Genomic DNA, 19,104 nt, shown 5'->3' on the forward strand with positions numbered 1-19,104 from the left:
CCTCAACCTGCCGGTCCGGCACCGGCAAGCGTCTCACCGGTGATCATGTTGATCACCGCATCGGGACTTGTTTTGTTGCGTGCGACATCGCCGGCCACGACGCCTTGCCGGATCACCACGATCCGGTCGGCGACCTGGAAGGCCTGTTGCATGATGTGGGTGATGATGACGACGCCGATGCCCTGGTTGGCCACCTGGCGGATCATCTCGAGGCCGCGCCTGGTCTGCTCGACGCCGAGTGCCGCGAACGGCTCGTCCAGCAGCACCAGCTTGCCGCCCCAATGGACGAAGCGGTTGAGCTCGATGGCCTGGCGCTGGCCGCCCGAGAGATGCTCGACATTGGTGCGCAGCGACGGGATGCGGGTGCCGGCACTTGCCAGCGCCTTGCCGACCACGGCCTCCATGGCGCGCTCGTCGAGGATGGGGACACCGAGAACCTTGCGGGTGATTTCGCGGCCCATGAAGAAATTGGCGACGACGTCGACATTGGTGCAGAGCGACAGGTCCTGGTAGACGGTCTCGATGCCGGCAGCCTTGGCCTCGGCCGGCGTTTTCGCCAGGAATTCCTTGCCCTCGAACAGCATGCGGCCGGAGCTCGGCTCGAGGCCGCCGGCGATGATCTTGACCAGTGTCGACTTGCCGGCGCCGTTGTCGCCGAGCAGCGCCACGACTTCGCCCTTGCCGATCGAGAAGCTGATGCCCCTCAGCGCATGAATGGCGCCGTAATTCTTGGTGACGTTTTCGAGTACCAGCAGCGGTTCGGTCATGCCGCCACTCCCTTGCTGTGCATGAGGTCGGACCGGCGCTCGCGCTCGGCAATGAACATCTGGCCGAAGCGCGGCGACAGCACGCCCGAAACGGCTAATGCGGCAGCGCCCCGCAGCACCGAATGCTTGCCGCCGGTCGCCACCGTCACGCGCGGTGTCTTGCGGTCGCGCCGCGCCGAGACCGAATTGGGGAACTGTCCGGCCGCGCTGACCAGCTTTTCCAGCAGGTCTGTGGGCGCAAGCCCGCCGAGGATCACGGTTTCGGGGTCGAATATATTCTCGATTGTGACGATGGCGTTGCGGAAGATCGGCGCGATCTCGGCCACCCAGGCGGCGTCGCTGATGTTGCGGCGGCGACGTGCTTCCAGCGAGAGATACCGTTCGAGGCAGCCGCTGTTGCCGCATGGGCAAGGCTCGCCGCCGGGAACGGCAGGGATGTGTCCGATTTCGCCGGCATTGCCCCAGGCGCCGCGCATCACCGCGCCGTCATGCACGATGACGCCGCCGAGGCCGACGCCGAAATAGAGGTAGTAGTATTCGGAATAACCGGAGCCGAGACCGTAAAGCCGTTCCCCCATGGCGGCCGCCGCCATGTCGGTTTCGAAGAAGGCCGGCAGCCCGGTCGACGCCGCCAGCCGTTCCGGCAGCGCGACATCCTTCCAGCCGGCCATGGTCGTCGGGCCGACGAAGCTCATCGACTCCACGCCGAACGGTCCAGGCAGCGCCATGCCGATGCCGAGCACGCGCCCGCCGGGCCGCAGCGCCGTCAACTCCGGCACCATCGCGCCGATCAGCTCGAAGGCATGGTTGGGCGTCGCATGCGGCGCCTCGCGATGCATGCTCTCGATGACATCGCCGCTGAGATTGATGAGCGCCGCGTCGATCCCTAGCGGGGTGAGGTGGACGCCGACGGCATAGCCGCCCTCGGGGTTGATCCTGAGCGTCGCCGGCGGCAGCCCGCGTCCGCGCGGCTCTTCGCGCAGCGACAGCACATAGCCGTGCTCTTCGAGTTCGCGAACGATGGTCGATACGGTCTGGACGGTGAGGCCAACGCGGCCGGCAATGTCGCCGCGGGCGATGGGACCGTGAAGACGGATGGACTCCAGCACGATGCGCCGGTTGTAGGGCCGTCCGAACTCCTGATTGGTTCCCCGCAGTGCCATGTCCCGCGCCCCTTAGGAAGACCAAGACTTGCACAGGCAATTTATTCAGTCAAATGGAATTCAAAAATAATTCGGAATGGTTCCCGGACGCGGTGCAGGACCTGTCCCATGCGCCGCGCTGGCCGATTGCAGCCGGGCTGAAATCACCGCAATGGTGAATGACGTCAGGCGGGCGCGGGGCTCGCCGGCCAACAATCCAGCAGGAAAACCGATGATCGAATTGCCTTTTGCGCGCGATGAGTACCAGCGGCGGCTCAAGAAGATCCGCGCCGAGATGGCGGCGCGTGGGCTGGAACTGCTGGTCGTCAACGATGTCGCCAACCAGCATTACATCACCGGCTATGACGGCTGGTCGTTCTACACGCCGCAGGTCGTGCTGGTCCCGATCGAATACGAGGCCGAGCCGGTCTGGATCGGCCGCGCCATGGATGCGGCAGGCGGCTTGCTGACGGCCTGGATGAAGCCGGAGAATGTGGTCGGCTTCCCCGAAGACCACGTGCAGCGAGCCGATCGCCATCCGATGGACTGGATGGCGGCCTGGATCGTCGCCAAGGGCTGGGGCGCGAGACATATCGGCATCGAGCTCGAAGCCTATTATTTCTCACCGAAGGCGCATGCCCGGCTCGTCGCCGGCCTGCCCAATGCGAAATGGCACGACGCCGATCTGCTGGTGAACTGGATCCGCGCCGTCAAATCCGCGCCCGAAATTGCTTATCTGCGCAAGGCGTCGACACTTGCCGAATCGGCGGTTTCGCGGGCCTTCGAAGTCATCGCGCCAGGCGTGCGCGAATGCGATGCGATTGCCGCGATCCAGGCGGCGCAGATTGCCGGCAGTCCAGACTTCGCCGGCGACATCACGGCACTGCCGCCGACCATCCTCGGCGGCGAGAATGCATCGGCTCCGCACATCATGTGGAGCGATCGGCGCTTCGGCAAGGACGAAACGATTGCGCTCGAACTTGCCGGTGTCTGCCGCCGCTATGCCGCAGGCCTCGCCCGAACGATGCAGCTCGGCAAGACGCCGGCCCGTGTCGCCGACACCGCAAAGGCGGTGATCGAAGGCATGGATGCGGTGCTCGACGCGGTCAGGCCGGGGACCACAGCCGAAGCGGTCGAGGCCGCATGGCGCAAGGTTATCCAGCGCTACGGGCTGAAGAAGGAATCGCGCATCGGCTACTCCATCGGCGTCGCTTATCCCCCGGATTGGGGCGAGCACACGATCAGCCTGCGGCCCGGCGACAAGACCGCGCTGCAACCCGGCAACGTCCTGCACTCCATTCTTGGCATGTGGATGGATGGCTGGGGCATCGAGATCAGCGAGACCATTCTGGTGACCGAGACCGGCCATGAGACGCTGACCAAATTCCCGCGAGACATCCATGTCAAATCCTGACCGGTCAGCCACGACGGACGCCACCGCGACCCGCCTGACGCATCTGCTCAATATTGGATCGTCCGGCGCTCGATCAGCACCACAAGACAAAACAGGACGATCGACAGGCCCGATGACAGCACGATCGCCGCGTAGAGGCGGTCCGACTGGTAGTTGAAGGACGCCTGGATGATCAGCGCGCCAAGTCCTTGGTCGGAGCCGATCCATTCGCCGACAATGGCGCCGATCACGGCAGTGGCCGAGGCAATCCTCAGCGATGAGAACGGCATCGGCAAAGCGCGCGGCAGCCGCAGGCTCCAGAACGTGACGCCGGAGCACGCGATGTCGGATTGCCAAACAACAGGATGGTACAACGGGTGAAGGAGGCGGGGGCGTGCAACCAGCCGCCTGGCTTGACCCTACAGATACTGCTCGACCTTCTTGCCGACGGTCAGGAAGCGCAGCGGGTCGATGGCCTCGCCATTGTGGCGGACTTCGTAGTGCAGGTGCGGGCCGGTCGAACGGCCGCTGCTGCCGGTTTTGCCAATGATGTCGCCGGCCGCGAGTTTTTGGCCGACGGCAACGTCGATCTCGCTCAGATGGCCGTAGCGCGTGGCAAAGCCGTTGCCGTGATCGACCTCGACCATGCGGCCATAGCCGCCGTTCCAGCCGGCCTTGGTAACGATTCCGGCCGCCGTGACCTTGGCTGCCATGCCGACCGGCGCGCGGAAATCCATGCCCGAGTGCAGGGCAGCGGTGCCGAGGATGGGGTCAGTGCGCACGCCGAACGGGCTGGTGACGGAGTGGCCCGGCGCCGGGTTGGCGAGCGGCAGCCGCCGCGCCTCTTTCTTCAACTGGTCGAGCGTATCCAGCGCCTCGTCCAGTTCCTTGACCTTGCTGTCGAACATCATCGAGCTGTCAAGCGGGATCAGCGGTCCGCCGACATCGCTTTCGTTTTTGCCGAAATCACTGTCGACCGGCAGACCGGCCGCTTCCAGCGCCTGGGTGATGGCATCGGCGTTCTTGTAGGCGTTGTCGGCCAGGGTTTCGATGCGGGTGAGTTGCTGGCTCTCGATAGCCTTCAGTGAATCATTGATCGAGACGAACAATTTGTCGGCGCGGTCCGCAGCCGTTTCGCTGGGCAGCGGATCGGAACGTGTCGACCACAGCGAGAATGGCCTGGTGTCGCCCGAACCAAGGCTGGCGACCGAATAGGCGAGTGGCTCGCCGCCAGTCAGTTCGGCATGTTCGTCGGGTTTTGCCGCCACATCCGCGGCGGCCGGCGTGCCGACCTCGTTTTCCGCCCGTTCGAGGATCGGGCCGAGGCGGCCATGGCGCTGGCTGAGCTGGCTCTGCCGCTCGATCAATTCGCTGACCTTGGTCTCCATCAGTTTCTGGTCGAGAAGCTGGCGGCTGGTGATGCGGTCGACCTGCGCGCGAAGCGCCGAGATGCGATCCTCATAGGCCTGCTGCATGCGCGCCTGCCGGGCCGCGGTGGCGCCGATCAGATCGTCGCGCAGCACGAGATAGGAGGTCGCCAAGAGATAGCCGATGGCGATCGCCGCCAGTGCCGAGCCGAGAAAGGCGACGAGCCACGGCCGGATGGTGAAATGTCGTATTTCATTGCCCCGCGCAATGATGACCGTATGCGGCTCCTTGCGCCTGCCGAAGACCGCTGACTGACCGGTTAGGTTCACGGGACCAAGCTTTCGTTACGACACCAACGAAGCCCGATTACACATTATTAGGGTTAACAAAGTTTTGCCGTCGCGGGCGCGCTAGTGACCAACGGTGTCAGCCACCCGCATATGTCTTATGCCCCAATGCACTGCGCGGCGTTGGCCAGATCGGTGGCGCCTCAAAGCGCGCGCACCGCCTCCAGCACTGCTTCGGCATGGCCTTTCACCCGGACCTTGCGCCAGATCCCGGCGATCCGCCCGTCCTTGCCGATCAGGAACGTCGCCCGCTCGACGCCCATATAGTTGCGGCCATACATCGTCTTCTCGACCCACAGATTGTAGGCCTCGATCACCTTGCGCTCCTCGTCGGCAACCAGGTCGACGGTGAGATCGTATTTGGTTTTGAACTTGTCGTGCTTCTTCACGCTGTCCGGCGACAGGCCGATCACCACGGCGCCGGCCTTTTCGAACTCCGGCTTCAGCTGCGAAAAGCTGATCGCCTCATTGGTACAACTTGTGGTGTCGTCCTGCGGATAGAAATAAAGTACAACAGGCTTCCCCCGCATCGAGGCAAGGCTGAGTGAGCCGCCGCCGTCGCGCGGAAGATCGAATTGCGGCGCAACGTCGCCAACGTCGAGATCAGCCATATCGATGCCCTTGTTTGAGGTTACGCGGCCCTAAGTCAAAGAGATAGAGCATGATGCCTGGACAAACGGAAACCGTTTGTCCCAGAAAACCGCCTCACACTTTTCGGCATCATGCTCTAGCCTGCGTCGTTATAGTGTCGGGCGGGGATTCGTCCACGATCGAATTCGCACAACGGAAAATTGCGTGGATCAGGAAGAACCGCAGCACGAGAAAATCCGGTTCAGGCGTGACGAGATCACCGACCTGGGGGCTTTCCCGTCTGCTTGCCGCGTGCCGCCGCTCGGCAAGGCACGGATCGGCCGCGGCTTTCGCATCCTTGCGCGGCTGTTTGCCGGCGTTGCGGCCCTGGTGCTGCTGGCCGCCGCCGCCGTCTACGTCATCGGCGCCACCGGCATCGGCAGTGAACGGCTGCGGTTGGAAGCCGAAACGGCGATCGAGAAACTGGCCGGTTTCGACGTCAAAGTCGCCGTCGGTCCTGCCAGCCTGACACTTGACGGATCGAGCTTCATTGCGCTGCAGGTCAAGGATGTCAGCGTGGAGACCGCCGACGGAAAGCCGATGGCCGATGCCGGGCGCGTCCGCTTCGGCATCCGGCTGGTCCCGCTGCTTTCGGGCGAGGTTCGGCTGACCAGCGCCAGGATTTCCGACGCTCATATCGTCACCGCGGCGATGCCGTCGGGTGGTGACTGGACAGCGCGCCTGCGCAATCAAGACGGTCTCATCGATCCGGAAAAACTGGCCGCCGCCGTCTTCAGTGACGTCAATCGTGCACTCGATGCCGTGCGCGAGGATTCGATGCGCCGCATCGATCTTAGAAATGTCGCGTTCGAGCTGCCCGAGGCCGGATCGGTCAAGCTGGTCACGATCGCCAACGCCACGGTGCTGCAGTCGGGCCCCGGCAGCATGGAGTTCTCGTCCGAGGCGGATGTCGATGGCCGCGCGCTCACCGTCACCGCCACCGCCACCCGCGATACGAGCTCGATGCGCGTCACCGCCTTGAACGCCGTCATCGACATGGCGGATGTCGCGGAGACAACGCCGGGGGCCGGCGGGAAAACCGGCGCGATTGCTTTGAAGCTCACCGGATCCGAAGGCTCGGGCGAGACCGATTCGCGGCTGACGGGCTCGCTGTCGCTAACCGGCTCGGTGCTCGACCTCGGCACACGCGGGCTGTTGCCGGCCGATGTCGATGTCGACGCCGCCCTCGTCTCCGGCTCCAACAAGATCGATGTCGGCAGGCTGGTTCTAAAGACCGGGCGCTCGGCGTTCAATTTCGCCGGCTCGATCGGGCCAAAGCCGTCGACCGGCGCGGCCGGCGAGGAGCCTTCCTATCGTTACGACCTGACCAGCGACGGCTCGACGCTGGCGCCTTCGGAATCGCCCGAGCCGGCGCTGAATTTCTTCGCCCGCATCGCCGGCGTCTATCAGGTCAAGAGCCGCAAGCTTGTCGCCGACCAGATCGGCATCAGGTCGGGATCGGGGAGCGAAGTGCTGGGAACCGCTGCGGTTTCCTTCATCGACAACGGACCGCCGGGTATCTCGGTGTCGCTCAACGTCCACGACATGGCGGTCTCGCACGTCAAGCAATTGTGGCCCTGGTTCTCGGCCAAGAACGCGCGGCTGTGGGTGCTGCAGAACCTGTTTGGCGGCCGCGTCGTCGATGCCAGCCTGCAGTTCCAGGTCGTGCCGGGGCGTCTCGGCAACGGCGTGCCGCTTTCGGCCGACGAGGTGTTCGGCCGCTTCCAGGTCGAGGGCTCGCGTTTCGACACCGCCGGCCGCATCCCGCCGATACGCGATGCCGTCGGCGTCGTTTCCTTCCACGGCAACGATGTCGACGTCGCGCTGTCCTCGGGCAGCGTCTATATGCCGAGCGGCCGCACCGTGGCGGCAAGCAATGGCACACTGTCGGTAAAGGCGGCAAACCACCCGCCGGTGATCGGCGCGCTCGACATCGACGTCGCCGGTGAGGCGCCGGCCATCGCCGAACTTGCCTCCTACGAACCGATCAACGCCATGCGCCATGTCGGCATCTTGCCGGACGACCTGTCGGGCACGGTGACCGGCCACGTCAAGGCCGACATTCCGTTGCAATCCGGCGTCGACACGTCGAAGCTCGATTGGCTGGTATCGCTCGACTACAAGGACCTGTCGCTCGCCAAGCCGTTCGAAGGCCAGATGGTGACCGATGCCGACGGCTCGATCGAAGTCGGGCCCGACAAGGCGGTGATCTCTGCCAAGGCGCGGCTGAACGGCATTCCAGCCGAGCTCGATCTGGTCGAGCCGCTCAGGGATGACGGGCCGCCGCGCAGCCGCAAGGTGGCGCTTGTGCTCGACGAAAAGACGCGCGCCATGGCCATGCCTGGCCTGTCGCCGCTGATTTCCGGCACCATCAAGGTGGCAATCGACAAGAGCGGCGAAGGCGGCAGCCAGAACGTCGACGTCGACCTGACGAGCGCCAGGCTGGACATTCCCTGGGCAGGCTGGAGCAAGGGGCCGGGCATTGCCGCCAATGCCACTTTTACCATGACCAAGTCCGGCGATACCACGACGCTGTCCGACTTCGACCTCGACGGAAAGAGCTTTTCGGTCGAAGGCAATGTCGTCCTGGTCAAGGGCGCGCTGTCGTCGGCCCGCTTCAGCAAAGTCGCCTTGAACCGGGGCGACGATGTCGCCGTGACGGTGAAGCGGTCGGGCAAGGGCTTCGCAGTCGATGTCAGCGGCAACGCGCTCGATGCCCGCTCGCTGATCAAGCAGTTCACCTCCGATGTCGATACCGCCACCAAAACCACCGGCACGGACGCGGTTTCGGTCAGCGCCGACGTCAATTCGCTAACCGGGTTCCATGACGAGGTCCTGTCCAATTTGAAGCTCGACTACAGTGCCGCCGGCTCCAGGGTGAACAGGCTCAAGGTCAGCGCCGCGGCAAGTTCCGGCGCCGCCATCACCATCAGCAATACGGCAGGCAATGGTGCTCGCGCGCTCACCATGAAGTCGGCCGACGCAGGCGCCATATTGCGCTTCCTCAACATCTACGAGCATATGGAAGGCGGATCGATCACGCTGGCGCTCAGCGGCGCAGCCGACGGCCCGATGCGTGGACAGGTCGATTCGAGCAACTTCTTCATCGTCAATGAACCGAAGCTCGCCTCGATCGTCTCGACCACGCCAACCGGCGACAGCCGCAGCCTGAACGAAGCGGTCAAGGGCAAGATCGACACTTCGCGGGTAAAGTTCGAGCGCGGCTTTACCGAGATCGACAAGGGGTCGGGCTATTTGAAATTGGCGAATGGCGTGCTGCGCGGCCCGCGCATCGGCACCACCTTCCAAGGCACGCTCTACGACCAGAACAACAATATGGACATGACCGGAACCTTCATGCCGGCCTATGGCCTCAACCGCATCTTTGGCGAACTGCCGCTGGTCGGCGCGCTGCTCGGCAATGGCCGCGACCGCGGGCTGATCGGCGTCACCTACCGGCTTAAGGGCAACGCCAACAAGCCGGTGCTGGACATCAACCCGCTATCGGTAATCGCGCCGGGCATTTTCCGCTCGATCTTCGAATATCGCTGAGGATCCCAGAAGACGGGTCAGACCGGCCGCACCAGAACGTGTTTTTTCTTGCCCACTGAAAGCTTTGCGACGTTTTCCGGACTCAAATCAAGAGGCGTCACCATCCGCCGGTCGTCCGCCACCGGCTGGTCGTTGAGGCGCACGGCGCCACCCTGTATGTGACGCCTTGCCTCGCCGTTTGACCCGGCAAGGCCCGCGCTGACCAGCAGCGACAGGATGCCGATGCCGGCTTCCAGCGCGGCGTCGTCCACTTCCACGGTCGGCAGCGTTTCGGCCGTCACGCCTTCCTCGAATGTCTTGCGCGCAGTTTCCTCGGCCGCGAGCGCCGCCTCGCGGCCGTGCACGATGGCCGTGGTTTCGGTGGCCAGCACCTTCTTGGCCTCGTTGATCTCCGAGCCGCCAAGGGCGGCCAGCCGCGCGATCTCCGACAGCGGCAGCCGGGTGAAGATCTTCAGGAAGCGCTCGACGTCGGCATCCTCGGTGTTGCGCCAGTACTGCCAGAAATCATAGGGCGAGAAGAGGTCGCCGTTCAGCCACACCGCGCCCTTGGCCGATTTGCCCATCTTGGCGCCCGACGATGTCGTCAGCAGCGGCGTGGTCAGCGCATAAAGCTGCGGCGTGCCCATGCGGTGGCCGAGATCGACGCCGTTGATGATGTTGCCCCACTGGTCCGAACCGCCCATCTGCAGCCGGCAGTCGTGGCGGCGGCTGAGCTCGACGAAATCATAGCCTTGCAGGATCATGTAGTTGAATTCGAGGAAGGACAGCGACTGTTCGCGCTCGAGCCGCAGCCTGACGCTGTCGAAGGTCAGCATCCGGTTGACCGAAAAGTGGCGGCCGACATCGCGCAGGAACTCGACATAGTTGAGCTTCATCAGCCAGTCGGCATTGTTGACCATGATGGCGTCATTGCCAGTGTCGCCGAAGCGCAGGATGCGGCCAAAAATTCGCTTGATGCCTTCGATGTTGGTGGCGATCGCCTCGGGCGTCAAAAGGCTGCGCTGGTCGTCACGGAAGGACGGGTCGCCGATCATCGAGGTGCCGCCGCCCATCAGTGCGATCGGCCGGTGGCCGGTCTCCTGCATCCAGTAGAGCATGGTCGCCGATATCAGATTGCCGATGTGCAGGCTGGTCGCCGTGGCGTCGTAGCCGACATAGGCGGTCACGGTTTCCTTCGCGAAAAGTTGATCCAGCCCGGTCTCATCCGAAATCTGGTGGATGAAGCCGCGCTCGCTCATGACGCGCAGGAAATCGGACTTGAAGGCGGGCATTGTTTCTTCCTGAAAGCGCCGGGTCCGAACGGCCCGGCATGGCCTGAACGCGGGCGTTTAGCATCCAAGCGCGTCAAGCAAAAGTGGTTTCCGATTTTGCGCCGGCATGGACAGCCTATTCTGCACTGCCGCGCATGCTTGCTTCATCCTGTCGGCTGGCGTAATGAGGCGCCGCGCCAACGGGTTCGATCCGCTGGAACGGCACCGCACGGCATCCACCGAATGCCATATCTTGTGACAGAGCCCGACGCGATATGCCGGACGCATTGATATCCATCGTCATTCCCTGCCGCAACGAGGCGGCGAACCTGCCGCTGCTGATCGACGAGATCGAGGCGGCGATGACCGGGCGCGACTTCGAAATCATCGTCGTCAATGACGGTTCGACTGACGACACCGCTTCGGTGCTTGCCGCTGAAGCCGCCAAACGTCCGTTTCCGCTTCGGCAGCTTCGGCACGAAAAATCCGCCGGCCAGTCGCTTTCGGTGCGCTCGGGCGCTTTGGCGGCGCGCGGCTCGATCGTCGCCACCATCGACGGCGACGGCCAGAACGACCCGCAATATATCCCCGTGCTGGTCGATGCGCTGCGTCGGGCAGGGCCCGATTTCGGCGCCGCGCAGGGGCAGCGGTTGAAGCGCCGCGACAGCAAGATCAAGCAATTGGCATCGCGTTTCGCCAACTGGCTGCGCGGCGCGATCCTGCATGACGACACCCGCGACACCGGTTGCGGCCTGAAGGCCATCCACACCGATATTTTGCGCAAACTGCCGTTTTTCGACGGCACGCATCGTTTCGTTCCGGCGCTGGTCATCCAGGAAGGCTACCGCGTCGTCCATTGCGACGTCGTCGACCGCTCCCGCCGCCACGGCAAGTCGAATTACGGCATCTTCGATCGCGGCCTGCAGGGCGCGCTCGATCTCGCCGGCGTCTGGTGGCTTCGGCGCCGGCGCCGCAGAATGCCAAAGGTAGAGGAAATCACGCATGGCTAACGTGTTTCAGGAATTGGCGACCTGGCTGCACCAGGTTTTCGTCAAGCAGTTCGACGCCTGGGTTCTGCTCGGCTTCGTTGCCCAGTTCTTCTTCACCATGCGCTTCCTGGTGCAGTGGATCGCTTCGGAAAAGGCCAAGCGCAGCGTCGTGCCGATCGCTTTCTGGTTCTTCTCGCTGTTCGGCGGCGGGCTGCTGCTCGTCTACGCCATCCAGCGTGAGGATCCGGTGTTCATCGCCGGCCAGGCCATGGGCATGGTGATCTATGTCAGAAATTTATGGCTCATCGCCAATGAGCGCAAGGCGGCGATGACCAAGGTCGACTGAGCCACCAGTCCCGCCAAATTCAGTCTGTCCGGTGTCGAAATGAGCAGGAACTACATCTTTCTCTTCCTGTTCAGCCTGATGATGACGGCGTCGGGACTGGCCTCTTTGCCGCCGCTCGACCGCGACGAGCCGCGCTTCGTCCAGGCGACCAAGCAGATGACGGAGACCGGCGACTATGTCGACATCCGCTTCCAGGACGCGTCGCGCTACCAAAAGCCGATCGGCATCTACTGGCTGCAATCGGCGGCGGTGACGCTGAGCGGCCAGGGGGCACAGGCGCCGATCTGGATTTACCGGCTGGTCTCGGCGCTGGGCATCGCCATCGCCGTCGTCGCAATCGCCTGGACCGGGGCCAATCTGTTCGGCGCCAATGCCGGTCTTGCCGCCGGCCTGGTCATGGCGGCGATTTTCGCCACCGCCTTCGAAGGCCGCGACGCCAAGACCGACGCGATGCTGCTTGCCTGCTGCGTTCTGGCGCAAGGCGCGCTGGCGCAGATTTATCTGGCATCGCGCCGCGACGAGCCGGTCGCCGGCCATCTGCCGTGGATTTTCTGGGCGGCGCAGGGGGCGGCGATCCTCATCAAGGGGCCGATTGCACCGCTGCTGTCGGCGCTGACGGTGCTCACGCTGGTTGCCTTCGAGCGCGATTGGTGCTGGCTGGCAAAGCTGAAAGCGGCGCGAGGGCTGGCTCTGGTTCTGCTCATCGTGCTGCCCTGGCTCGCCCTTATCACCTGGAAGAGCAACGGCGCCTTCCTGCAGCAGGCCGTCGGCAAGGATATGCTCGGCAAGGTCGCGCAAGGCGAGGAGTCGCACGGCGTTCCGCCGGGCTTCTACGTGCTGACCTATTGCCTGTTCATGTGGCCGTTCGGCCTTGTGGCGCTCGGCGCCGGACTGCAGGCGCTCAACCGATTGCGCGACGATCCGCGCCTGCGTTTCTGCCTCGCCTGGTACATTCCGTTCTGGCTGGTCTTCGAATTGATCCCGACGAAACTGCCGCATTATGTGCTGCCGGCCTATCCCGGCATGGCCCTGCTCATCGGCTGGCTTGTGACGCTGACACCGCAAGAGGCAAATGCGCCGCTCAGGCGCTGGCAGACATGGCTGTGGTGGGCGACCGCATTCGGCACCGTCCTGGTGACAGTCGGTCTCGCCGTGCTTTGCGTCGGTGCGCCGATCTATCTCATGAAGACATTTTTATGGTGGAGCGTTCCGGCCGCCGCGGCAGCATTGGGCGCCGGCTACCTCGCTGTTTCGCGCCAGAAGCTGGTGCCGCTGGTCCGCATCGGCGGGGCTGCGGTTTGCGCCGGTATAACCTACGCCCTGCTGTTCGGTGTCATCGTGCCGTCACTGAAACCGATTTGGATGAGCCGGGAAATCGAGGCTGCGGTTCGCGCCGATCGTCCCTGTGAGATGAGCGTGCTCGCCTCCGCGCAATATCACGAACCGAGCCTGGTATTTCTGGTGGGCACAAAGACGGTACTGACCGATGTCGATGGGGTTGCGCAACATCTGCTTGGCGATCCGGCCTGCGCTTTGGGCCTGGCGCCGGTCGGCGATGAAAAACGGCTGGATGACCTGCTGGCAGGGCAAGGCAAGAAGGCCAGCCGCGTCGCTGAAATCGACGGCATCAACTATTCGTCAGGTGATAAATTGTCGCTCGGCCTGTACCGTGTGGCGAACTGATATCTCTTCGATGATCGCTTCGAGCTCCGCATGTTGACGAAGTCGCCATCACCGGCGCGTGCCGCTATGCCTGCCATGCTCCGGCAGTCTGTCGATAATTTCCGCGATACTTTCGGGATTGTACGGCATCGCCTGGCGACGCGCCCGGCGCGCTACCCGAAAATCCTGTGGTCGGTCTGGGTCGTGGCCTGGCTTTTGCTGACGATCGCGGTGTCGCTCCGGTTCGACCATCTTGCGGGCACCATGGCGAGGCAGTGGGCTTCAGGCTCGACCAATGTCTTCCGCATCGCCGAGTTTTTTACCTTCTTCGGCCTAGGCGGCTGGTATCTTGTCCCGTCGGTACTGGTGCTGATTGCTGCGAATCTGACGGATTGGCGCAGCCTTTCCCGGCGCGCGCGGATGACCTTCTACAACTGGACCTGCTTTGCTTTCATGGTGCTGGGTTCGATCGCACTCTCGGCCATGGTCGTCAACGTGCTGAAATATGGCGTGGGCAGAGCCAGGCCAATGAATTTCGACAAGCTCGGCGATCTGTCGCTGCATCCTTTTTCCATGGAGGCGCGCTTTGCCAGCTTCCCATCCGGCCATGCCACGACCATGGGTGTCATTTTCGGCATTGCGCTGCTGTTGTTGCCCCAGCGCAGATGGGTGCTGCTGGCTGCAACCTTGTCGGTCGCATCGACCCGAATCTTTATCGGCGCGCACTATCCGAGCGACACTGTCGCCGGATTCGGCCTTGGCTGTGCTGTTGCCATCGTCTGCGCGATGGTGCTTGGCCGGCTGGGATGTATCTTCCGCTACACGGCGTCGGGGTTGCCGGTGGCAAAAACTACGTTCCGCCTATTCCGTCGGGCTCGCAAACCAAACCAAAACGATGCGCCGAGACAGACGAATTTCCGCATTGGAGCAGCGCCGGCAGGCAACTGAATTGCTGACGCCTTTGGAACCATCTAAGACCACCCCAGCTAGCTGTCGATGCCACCCCAGCTCCGCACCAGCCGAGCCATGTCGGGCGCGCCGGCGGCGTCCTTCTCCAGCCCTTCGGCGACACCGACGCGGTCGGCGACAGGCCGGTTCTGGCTGACTTTCCACTTGCCGCTGATTTCGGCGATCTCGATCTCAAGCCCGACAATGCCCTTGATTTGCGACTGGATGAAGGTCGGCGGCGCATCGGTCACCGCCCAGGGTGCCTCGCGGGCGCCTTCCTGCGACAGCGTCAGCTCGGTGATCTGCTGTGCGATCCAGGCGGAATCCTCGATCACTCTGACGGTTCCTCGCACCTGGACAATGGCGTAGTTCCAGGTCGGCACGACCTTGCCGGTCTCGCGCTTGGTCTCGTACCAGGACGGCGTCACATAGGCGTCGGCGCCCTGGAAGACGACCAGCACCGGCGATGTCGGATTGTCGGCCAGCTGACGCCATTGCGGGTTGGCCCTGGCCAGATGGGCGCGCAGCCGGCCATTCGGCCCAACCTCTGCATCAAGCAGGAAGGGAATGGCATTGGCGACCGGGCCATCGGTGCCGTTGGAGATCAGCAACCCCAGCGGATGCGTCCGGATCAGCCCGTGCAGGACGTCCGGCCGCGTTTCCTGGAAATGGGGAGGCTGGTACATGATCGGTCATGCCTTCTTGCGCTGGCTGAACCGGCATTGTGCACCGTTCAGCCGAGCCGCGCCACATGTCAGGCTGGCTTCACCGTTTGGATCACCCGAAATGGCATTGTCGCGCCCATGATGGGCACGACTCTGACGGCATCGGACCGGGAGTTTTTGTTTTGACGCAATTCCGGACGGAAAACCCGTTTACACTTTTCCTGGAATTGCTCTTAGCGCAGCCGCTTCGGCCGCGGATCGGACAATTCGCCGGCCAGCCGTCGGTCGAGATAGTCGGCGCATTCCTCGAGCAGCAGATCGGCGTCGTTGGCGAAGAAGTGGTTGGCGCCTGGCAAGGTCTTCTGCGTGATGGTGATGCCCTTTTGCGTGTGCAGCTTGTCGACCAGGCCCTGCACATCCTTGGGCGGCGCCACCTTGTCGGCATCGCCATGGATGATCAGACCCGATGACGGGCAGGGCGCCAGGAACGAGAAATCATAGGTGTTGGGCTGCGGCGCGATCGAGATGAAGCCCTCGATCTCGGGCCGGCGCATCAGAAGCTGCATGCCGATCCAGGAGCCGAAGGAATAACCGGCCACCCAGCAGCTCTTGGAATCCGGATGCAGCGACTGCACCCAGTCGAGCGCTGCGGCGGCATCCGACAATTCGCCGGTGCCGTGGTCGAATTCGCCCTGGCTGCGGCCGATGCCGCGGAAGTTGAAGCGAAGCGTGGTGAAATCGCGCTTCTGGAACATGTAGAAGAGGTCATAGACGATCTTGTTGTTCATCGTGCCGCCGAATTGCGGATGCGGATGCAACACGATGGCAATCGGCGCGCTCTTCTCCTTGGAAGGCTGGTAGCGGCCCTCCAGGCGGCCGGCCGGACCGGTGAAAATGACCTCAGGCATGAACTACTCCAAATGGCATACGAATGCGCGGCGCCCGGAACAACTCTTTACTCTAGCCCCAGCCCTTCCGGGCCTTGACGCAGGGCAAGCGTCTTCTTAGAAGCTAGTTTAGAATTGTTCAAAACTGGATAGCCAGCCGTGACGGCCCGGCCATCCTCGCCGCAAGCCGCGTAAATAGGACGTCTTGCCTTGCAATTTCAAGGAAATAACGCGCTATCCTTGCGGAAAGGGTCTTGACGGGATCGATTGGGTGAAAATGGCCGCAGCACGCGCCTATCTCGACTACAATGCCAGCGCGCCGCTCATTGCCGAGGCGCGCGAGGCGATGATTGCCGCGCTCGATCTCGTCGCCAATCCGTCGTCGGTGCATGCCGAGGGGCGCGCGGCGCGGCGCCTGATCGACACTGCCCGGCGCGATGTGGCAGCACTTGTCGGCGCCAAGGCCGAGCATGTCGTCTTCACCTCCGGCGCGACGGAAGCCGCATCGACGCTGCTGACACCGGATTGGCGGATGGGCCGTGGCACGGTGCGCATGAGCCGGCTCTATGTCTGCGAGGCCGACCACCCTTGCCTGTTGAACGGCGGCCGCTTCCCGGCAACACAGGTTTCGCGGATCGGCGTCGACGCCGATGGCATCGCTGACCTCGCTCAGCTGACAGCCGCTCTGGCCGCGCATGACAAGGCCGAAGGCCTGCCGTTGGTCGCGATCCATGCGGCCAACAACGAGACCGGCGTCATCCAGCCGATTGATCGCATCGCCGCGATCGTCAATGCGGCGGGCGGCATTCTGGTGGTCGACGCGGTGCAGGCTGCGGGCCGTGTTCCCATCGATATGTCAGCGGCTTACGCCGACTATTTGATTCTGTCTTCGCACAAGATCGGCGGCCCCAAGGGTGTCGGCGCCGTCGTTGCGGCAGCCGATCTGATGATGCCGAAGCCGCTGATCAATGGCGGCGGCCAGGAAAAGGGCCATCGCGGCGGCACCGAAAACCTGGCGGCCATCGCCGGCTTTGGCGCCGCGGCGCGGCAGGCTTTGGCTGGACTGAAAGACGTCGAAGCGATCGCGCAACGCCGCGGCGAGGTCGAGAAAACACTCAAAACGCTGGTGCCGGACGCAGAAATCTTCGGAACCGGCGCGCCAAGGCTTGCCAATACGACATTCTTCGCTATTCCCGGCATCAAGGCCGAGACGGCGCAGATCGCGTTCGATCTGGCTGGCGTTGCGCTGTCGGCGGGATCGGCCTGTTCGTCGGGCAAGGTCGGGCCGAGCCATGTGCTGAAAGCCATGGGTCATGGCGACAGCCTGGGCGCTTTGCGCGTGTCCATCGGCCACGCAACGAGTGCCGGGGATATCGAACTGTTCCGTGCTGCGCTGGCCGGTATTGCCCAGCGCCGGGCGGGCAGGGAACAAGCCGCCTGAGGCGGCGACAAAGAATTCAGGCCTCGCGGCCTGGTGGAGCCGTGCGTTTGCAAGTGGCCGGGTGAATTCCCGGCCGAGACGCACTATATGAAACTTACGCCGCCTTCGGCGCCTAATGGGCAGCCCTCGGCGATGCCATAGTTTGAAAACTGTCGGGCCTTGACCCCGGCGTGGATGGAGAACGCTTATGCCTGCTGTGCAGGACACGATCGATCGGGTCCGAAAGATCGACGTCGACCAGTACAAATACGGATTCCAGACAGAGATCGCGATGGACAAGGCCCCCAAGGGCCTGAGCGAAGACATTATTCGCTTCATCTCGGCCAAGAAGGATGAACCGTCCTGGATGCTGGAATGGCGTCTGGAAGCCTATCGGCGCTGGTTGACGCTGGAAGAGCCGACCTGGGCGCGCGTCCATTATCCGAAGATCGACTTTCAGGACCTCTATTACTACGCGGCGCCCAAGAGCACGCCCGGCCCGACCTCGCTGAGCGACGTCGATCCCGAGCTGTTGAAGGTCTACGAGAAGCTCGGCATTCCGCTGCGGGAACAAGAAATCCTCGCCGGCGTGCAGAAAACCGACGTCTCCGATCTCGAGGAGCCCAGCGACAACGTCTACAAATCGGGCCGTGTCGCCGTCGACGCGGTGTTTGATTCCGTTTCCGTCGTCACCACGTTCAAGAAGGAACTGGCGCAGGCCGGCGTCATCTTCTGCTCGATCTCGGAAGCCATCCGCGAGCATCCGGAGCTGGTGCAGAAATATCTCGGCTCGGTCGTGCCGACATCCGACAATTTCTACGCCACGCTGAATTCGGCTGTCTTCACCGACGGCTCGTTCGTCTTCGTGCCCAAGGGCGTGCGCTGCCCGATGGAGCTGTCGACCTATTTCCGCATGAACGAGAAGAACACCGGCCAGTTCGAGCGCACGCTGATCATCGCCGAGGAGGGGGCTTACGTCTCCTATCTCGAAGGCTGCACGGCGCCGCAGCGCGACGAGAACCAGCTGCATGCCGCCGTCGTCGAACTGGTGGCGCTCGACGATGCCGAGATCAAATATTCGACGGTGCAGAACTGGTACCCCGGCGATGCCGAGGGCAAGGGCGGCATCTACAATTTCGTCACCAAGCGCGGCGACTGCCGCGGCCACCGTTCGAAGATCTCGTGGACGCAGGTCGAGACCGGTTCGGCGATCACCTGGAAATATCCCAGCTGCATCCTGCGCGGCGACGATTCCTCCGGCGAGTTCTATTCGATCGCTGTGTCGAACGGCTACCAGCAGGTCGATAGCGGCACCAAGATGATCCATCTCGGCAAGAACACGTCGAGCCGCATCATCTCCAAGGGCATTGCCGCCGGCTTCTCGCAGAACACCTATCGCGGCCAGGTCTCGGCGCACCGCAAGGCGACCAACGCCCGCAACTTCACCAATTGCGATAGTCTCCTGATCGGCGACCAGTGCGGCGCCCACACCGTGCCCTACATGGAAGCCAAGAACTCGACGGCGCAGTTCGAGCATGAGGCGACGACGTCGAAGATTTCCGAGGACCAGAAGTTCTACGTCATGCAGCGCGGCATCCCGGAAGAGGAGGCGATCGCGCTGATCGTCAACGGCTTCGTCAAGGATGTTATCCAGCAGCTGCCGATGGAGTTCGCGGTCGAAGCGCAGAAGCTTATCGGCATCAGCCTCGAGGGCTCGGTCGGCTGACCGGACAATATA

General features: G+C 63.3%; 15 protein-coding genes and 1 pseudogene. 8 read left to right on the plus strand and 8 right to left on the minus strand.

The genetic code is table 11. From position 1 onward, the window contains the following. Positions 1–2 precede the first annotated feature (2 nt). A complete protein-coding gene (locus NKJ78_RS02505; RefSeq protein ID WP_023669142.1) occupies positions 3–767 on the minus strand; it encodes an ATP-binding cassette domain-containing protein in 765 nt (254 codons plus the stop codon). Further along, the gene (locus NKJ78_RS02510; RefSeq protein ID WP_023739408.1) at positions 764–1,930 is read right to left on the minus strand and encodes an ROK family transcriptional regulator; all 1,167 of its coding nucleotides are present in this window, start codon (positions 1,928–1,930) and stop codon (positions 764–766) included. The genes NKJ78_RS02505 and NKJ78_RS02510 overlap by 4 nt, the downstream gene beginning before the upstream one ends. Positions 1,931–2,141: 211 nt before the next feature. On the opposite strand from NKJ78_RS02510, the gene NKJ78_RS02515 reads away from it, so the two are divergent. Beyond that, positions 2,142–3,323 (plus strand): M24 family metallopeptidase, encoded by a 1,182-nt coding sequence (locus NKJ78_RS02515; RefSeq protein ID WP_023739407.1) that lies wholly within the window; start codon positions 2,142–2,144, stop codon positions 3,321–3,323. A gap of 47 nt (positions 3,324–3,370) precedes the next feature. On the opposite strand, the pseudogene NKJ78_RS02520 reads toward NKJ78_RS02515, so the two are convergent. The 3 genes and pseudogenes from NKJ78_RS02520 to NKJ78_RS02530 form a co-directional block, all read right to left on the minus strand. Further along, positions 3,371–3,628 (minus strand): annotated as a pseudogene (locus NKJ78_RS02520) (ABC transporter permease); the annotation flags it as partial. Between the two features lie 93 nt (positions 3,629–3,721). Beyond that, positions 3,722–4,999 (minus strand): M23 family metallopeptidase, encoded by a 1,278-nt coding sequence (locus tag NKJ78_RS02525; RefSeq protein WP_023739405.1) that lies wholly within the window; start codon positions 4,997–4,999, stop codon positions 3,722–3,724. Positions 5,000–5,160: 161 nt separating this feature from the next. Continuing rightward, complete coding sequence (locus NKJ78_RS02530) at positions 5,161–5,628, minus strand: peroxiredoxin (protein ID WP_023697549.1); 468 nt, start codon at positions 5,626–5,628, stop codon at positions 5,161–5,163. A 184-nt stretch (positions 5,629–5,812) separates the two neighbouring features. Here NKJ78_RS02530 and NKJ78_RS02535 point away from each other — a divergent pair, with 184 nt between their 5' ends. Continuing rightward, on the plus strand, positions 5,813–9,199 hold the full coding sequence (locus NKJ78_RS02535; protein ID WP_023739404.1) for a YhdP family protein: 3,387 nt from the start codon (positions 5,813–5,815) through the stop codon (positions 9,197–9,199). 17 nt (positions 9,200–9,216) lie between these two features. Here NKJ78_RS02535 and tyrS read toward each other — a convergent pair whose 3' ends face one another. After that, the gene (gene tyrS, locus NKJ78_RS02540; protein WP_352459436.1) at positions 9,217–10,470 is read right to left on the minus strand and encodes a tyrosine--tRNA ligase; all 1,254 of its coding nucleotides are present in this window, start codon (positions 10,468–10,470) and stop codon (positions 9,217–9,219) included. A 254-nt stretch (positions 10,471–10,724) separates the two neighbouring features. On the opposite strand from tyrS, the gene NKJ78_RS02545 reads away from it, so the two are divergent. From NKJ78_RS02545 to NKJ78_RS02560, 4 genes are all read left to right on the plus strand, one after another. After that, positions 10,725–11,459, plus strand: coding sequence for a glycosyltransferase family 2 protein (locus NKJ78_RS02545; RefSeq protein WP_352459435.1), 735 nt, complete (start codon positions 10,725–10,727; stop codon positions 11,457–11,459). Beyond that, positions 11,452–11,784, plus strand: coding sequence for a lipid-A-disaccharide synthase N-terminal domain-containing protein (locus tag NKJ78_RS02550; RefSeq protein WP_023669132.1), 333 nt, complete (start codon positions 11,452–11,454; stop codon positions 11,782–11,784). Before NKJ78_RS02545 ends, NKJ78_RS02550 begins: the two co-directional genes overlap by 8 nt. 39 nt (positions 11,785–11,823) lie before the next feature. After that, on the plus strand, positions 11,824–13,467 hold the full coding sequence (locus tag NKJ78_RS02555; protein ID WP_023739401.1) for an ArnT family glycosyltransferase: 1,644 nt from the start codon (positions 11,824–11,826) through the stop codon (positions 13,465–13,467). A 183-nt stretch (positions 13,468–13,650) separates the two neighbouring features. Continuing rightward, complete coding sequence (locus NKJ78_RS02560; RefSeq protein ID WP_352562335.1) at positions 13,651–14,394, plus strand: phosphatase PAP2 family protein; 744 nt, start codon at positions 13,651–13,653, stop codon at positions 14,392–14,394. Between the two features lie 38 nt (positions 14,395–14,432). On the opposite strand, the gene NKJ78_RS02565 is transcribed toward NKJ78_RS02560, so the two are convergent. Together NKJ78_RS02565 and NKJ78_RS02570 are read right to left on the minus strand one after the other, a co-directional pair. Continuing rightward, positions 14,433–15,080 (minus strand): FMN-binding negative transcriptional regulator, encoded by a 648-nt coding sequence (locus NKJ78_RS02565; protein ID WP_023700865.1) that lies wholly within the window; start codon positions 15,078–15,080, stop codon positions 14,433–14,435. A 212-nt stretch (positions 15,081–15,292) separates the two neighbouring features. Beyond that, the gene (locus tag NKJ78_RS02570) at positions 15,293–15,967 is read right to left on the minus strand and encodes an alpha/beta hydrolase (RefSeq protein ID WP_023669128.1); all 675 of its coding nucleotides are present in this window, start codon (positions 15,965–15,967) and stop codon (positions 15,293–15,295) included. Between the two features lie 256 nt (positions 15,968–16,223). Here NKJ78_RS02570 and NKJ78_RS02575 point away from each other — a divergent pair, with 256 nt between their 5' ends. Both NKJ78_RS02575 and sufB read left to right on the plus strand, forming a co-directional pair. Then, entirely contained in the window at positions 16,224–17,387 is a 1,164-nt protein-coding gene (locus tag NKJ78_RS02575; protein ID WP_023711505.1) for a cysteine desulfurase family protein, read from the plus strand. A gap of 187 nt (positions 17,388–17,574) precedes the next feature. After that, a complete protein-coding gene (gene sufB, locus NKJ78_RS02580) occupies positions 17,575–19,092 on the plus strand; it encodes a Fe-S cluster assembly protein SufB (protein WP_023706434.1) in 1,518 nt (505 codons plus the stop codon). Positions 19,093–19,104: the final 12 nt, after the last annotated feature.

The organism is Mesorhizobium sp. M0037, from assembly GCF_040323635.1.
Classification (GTDB): domain Bacteria; phylum Pseudomonadota; class Alphaproteobacteria; order Rhizobiales; family Rhizobiaceae; genus Mesorhizobium.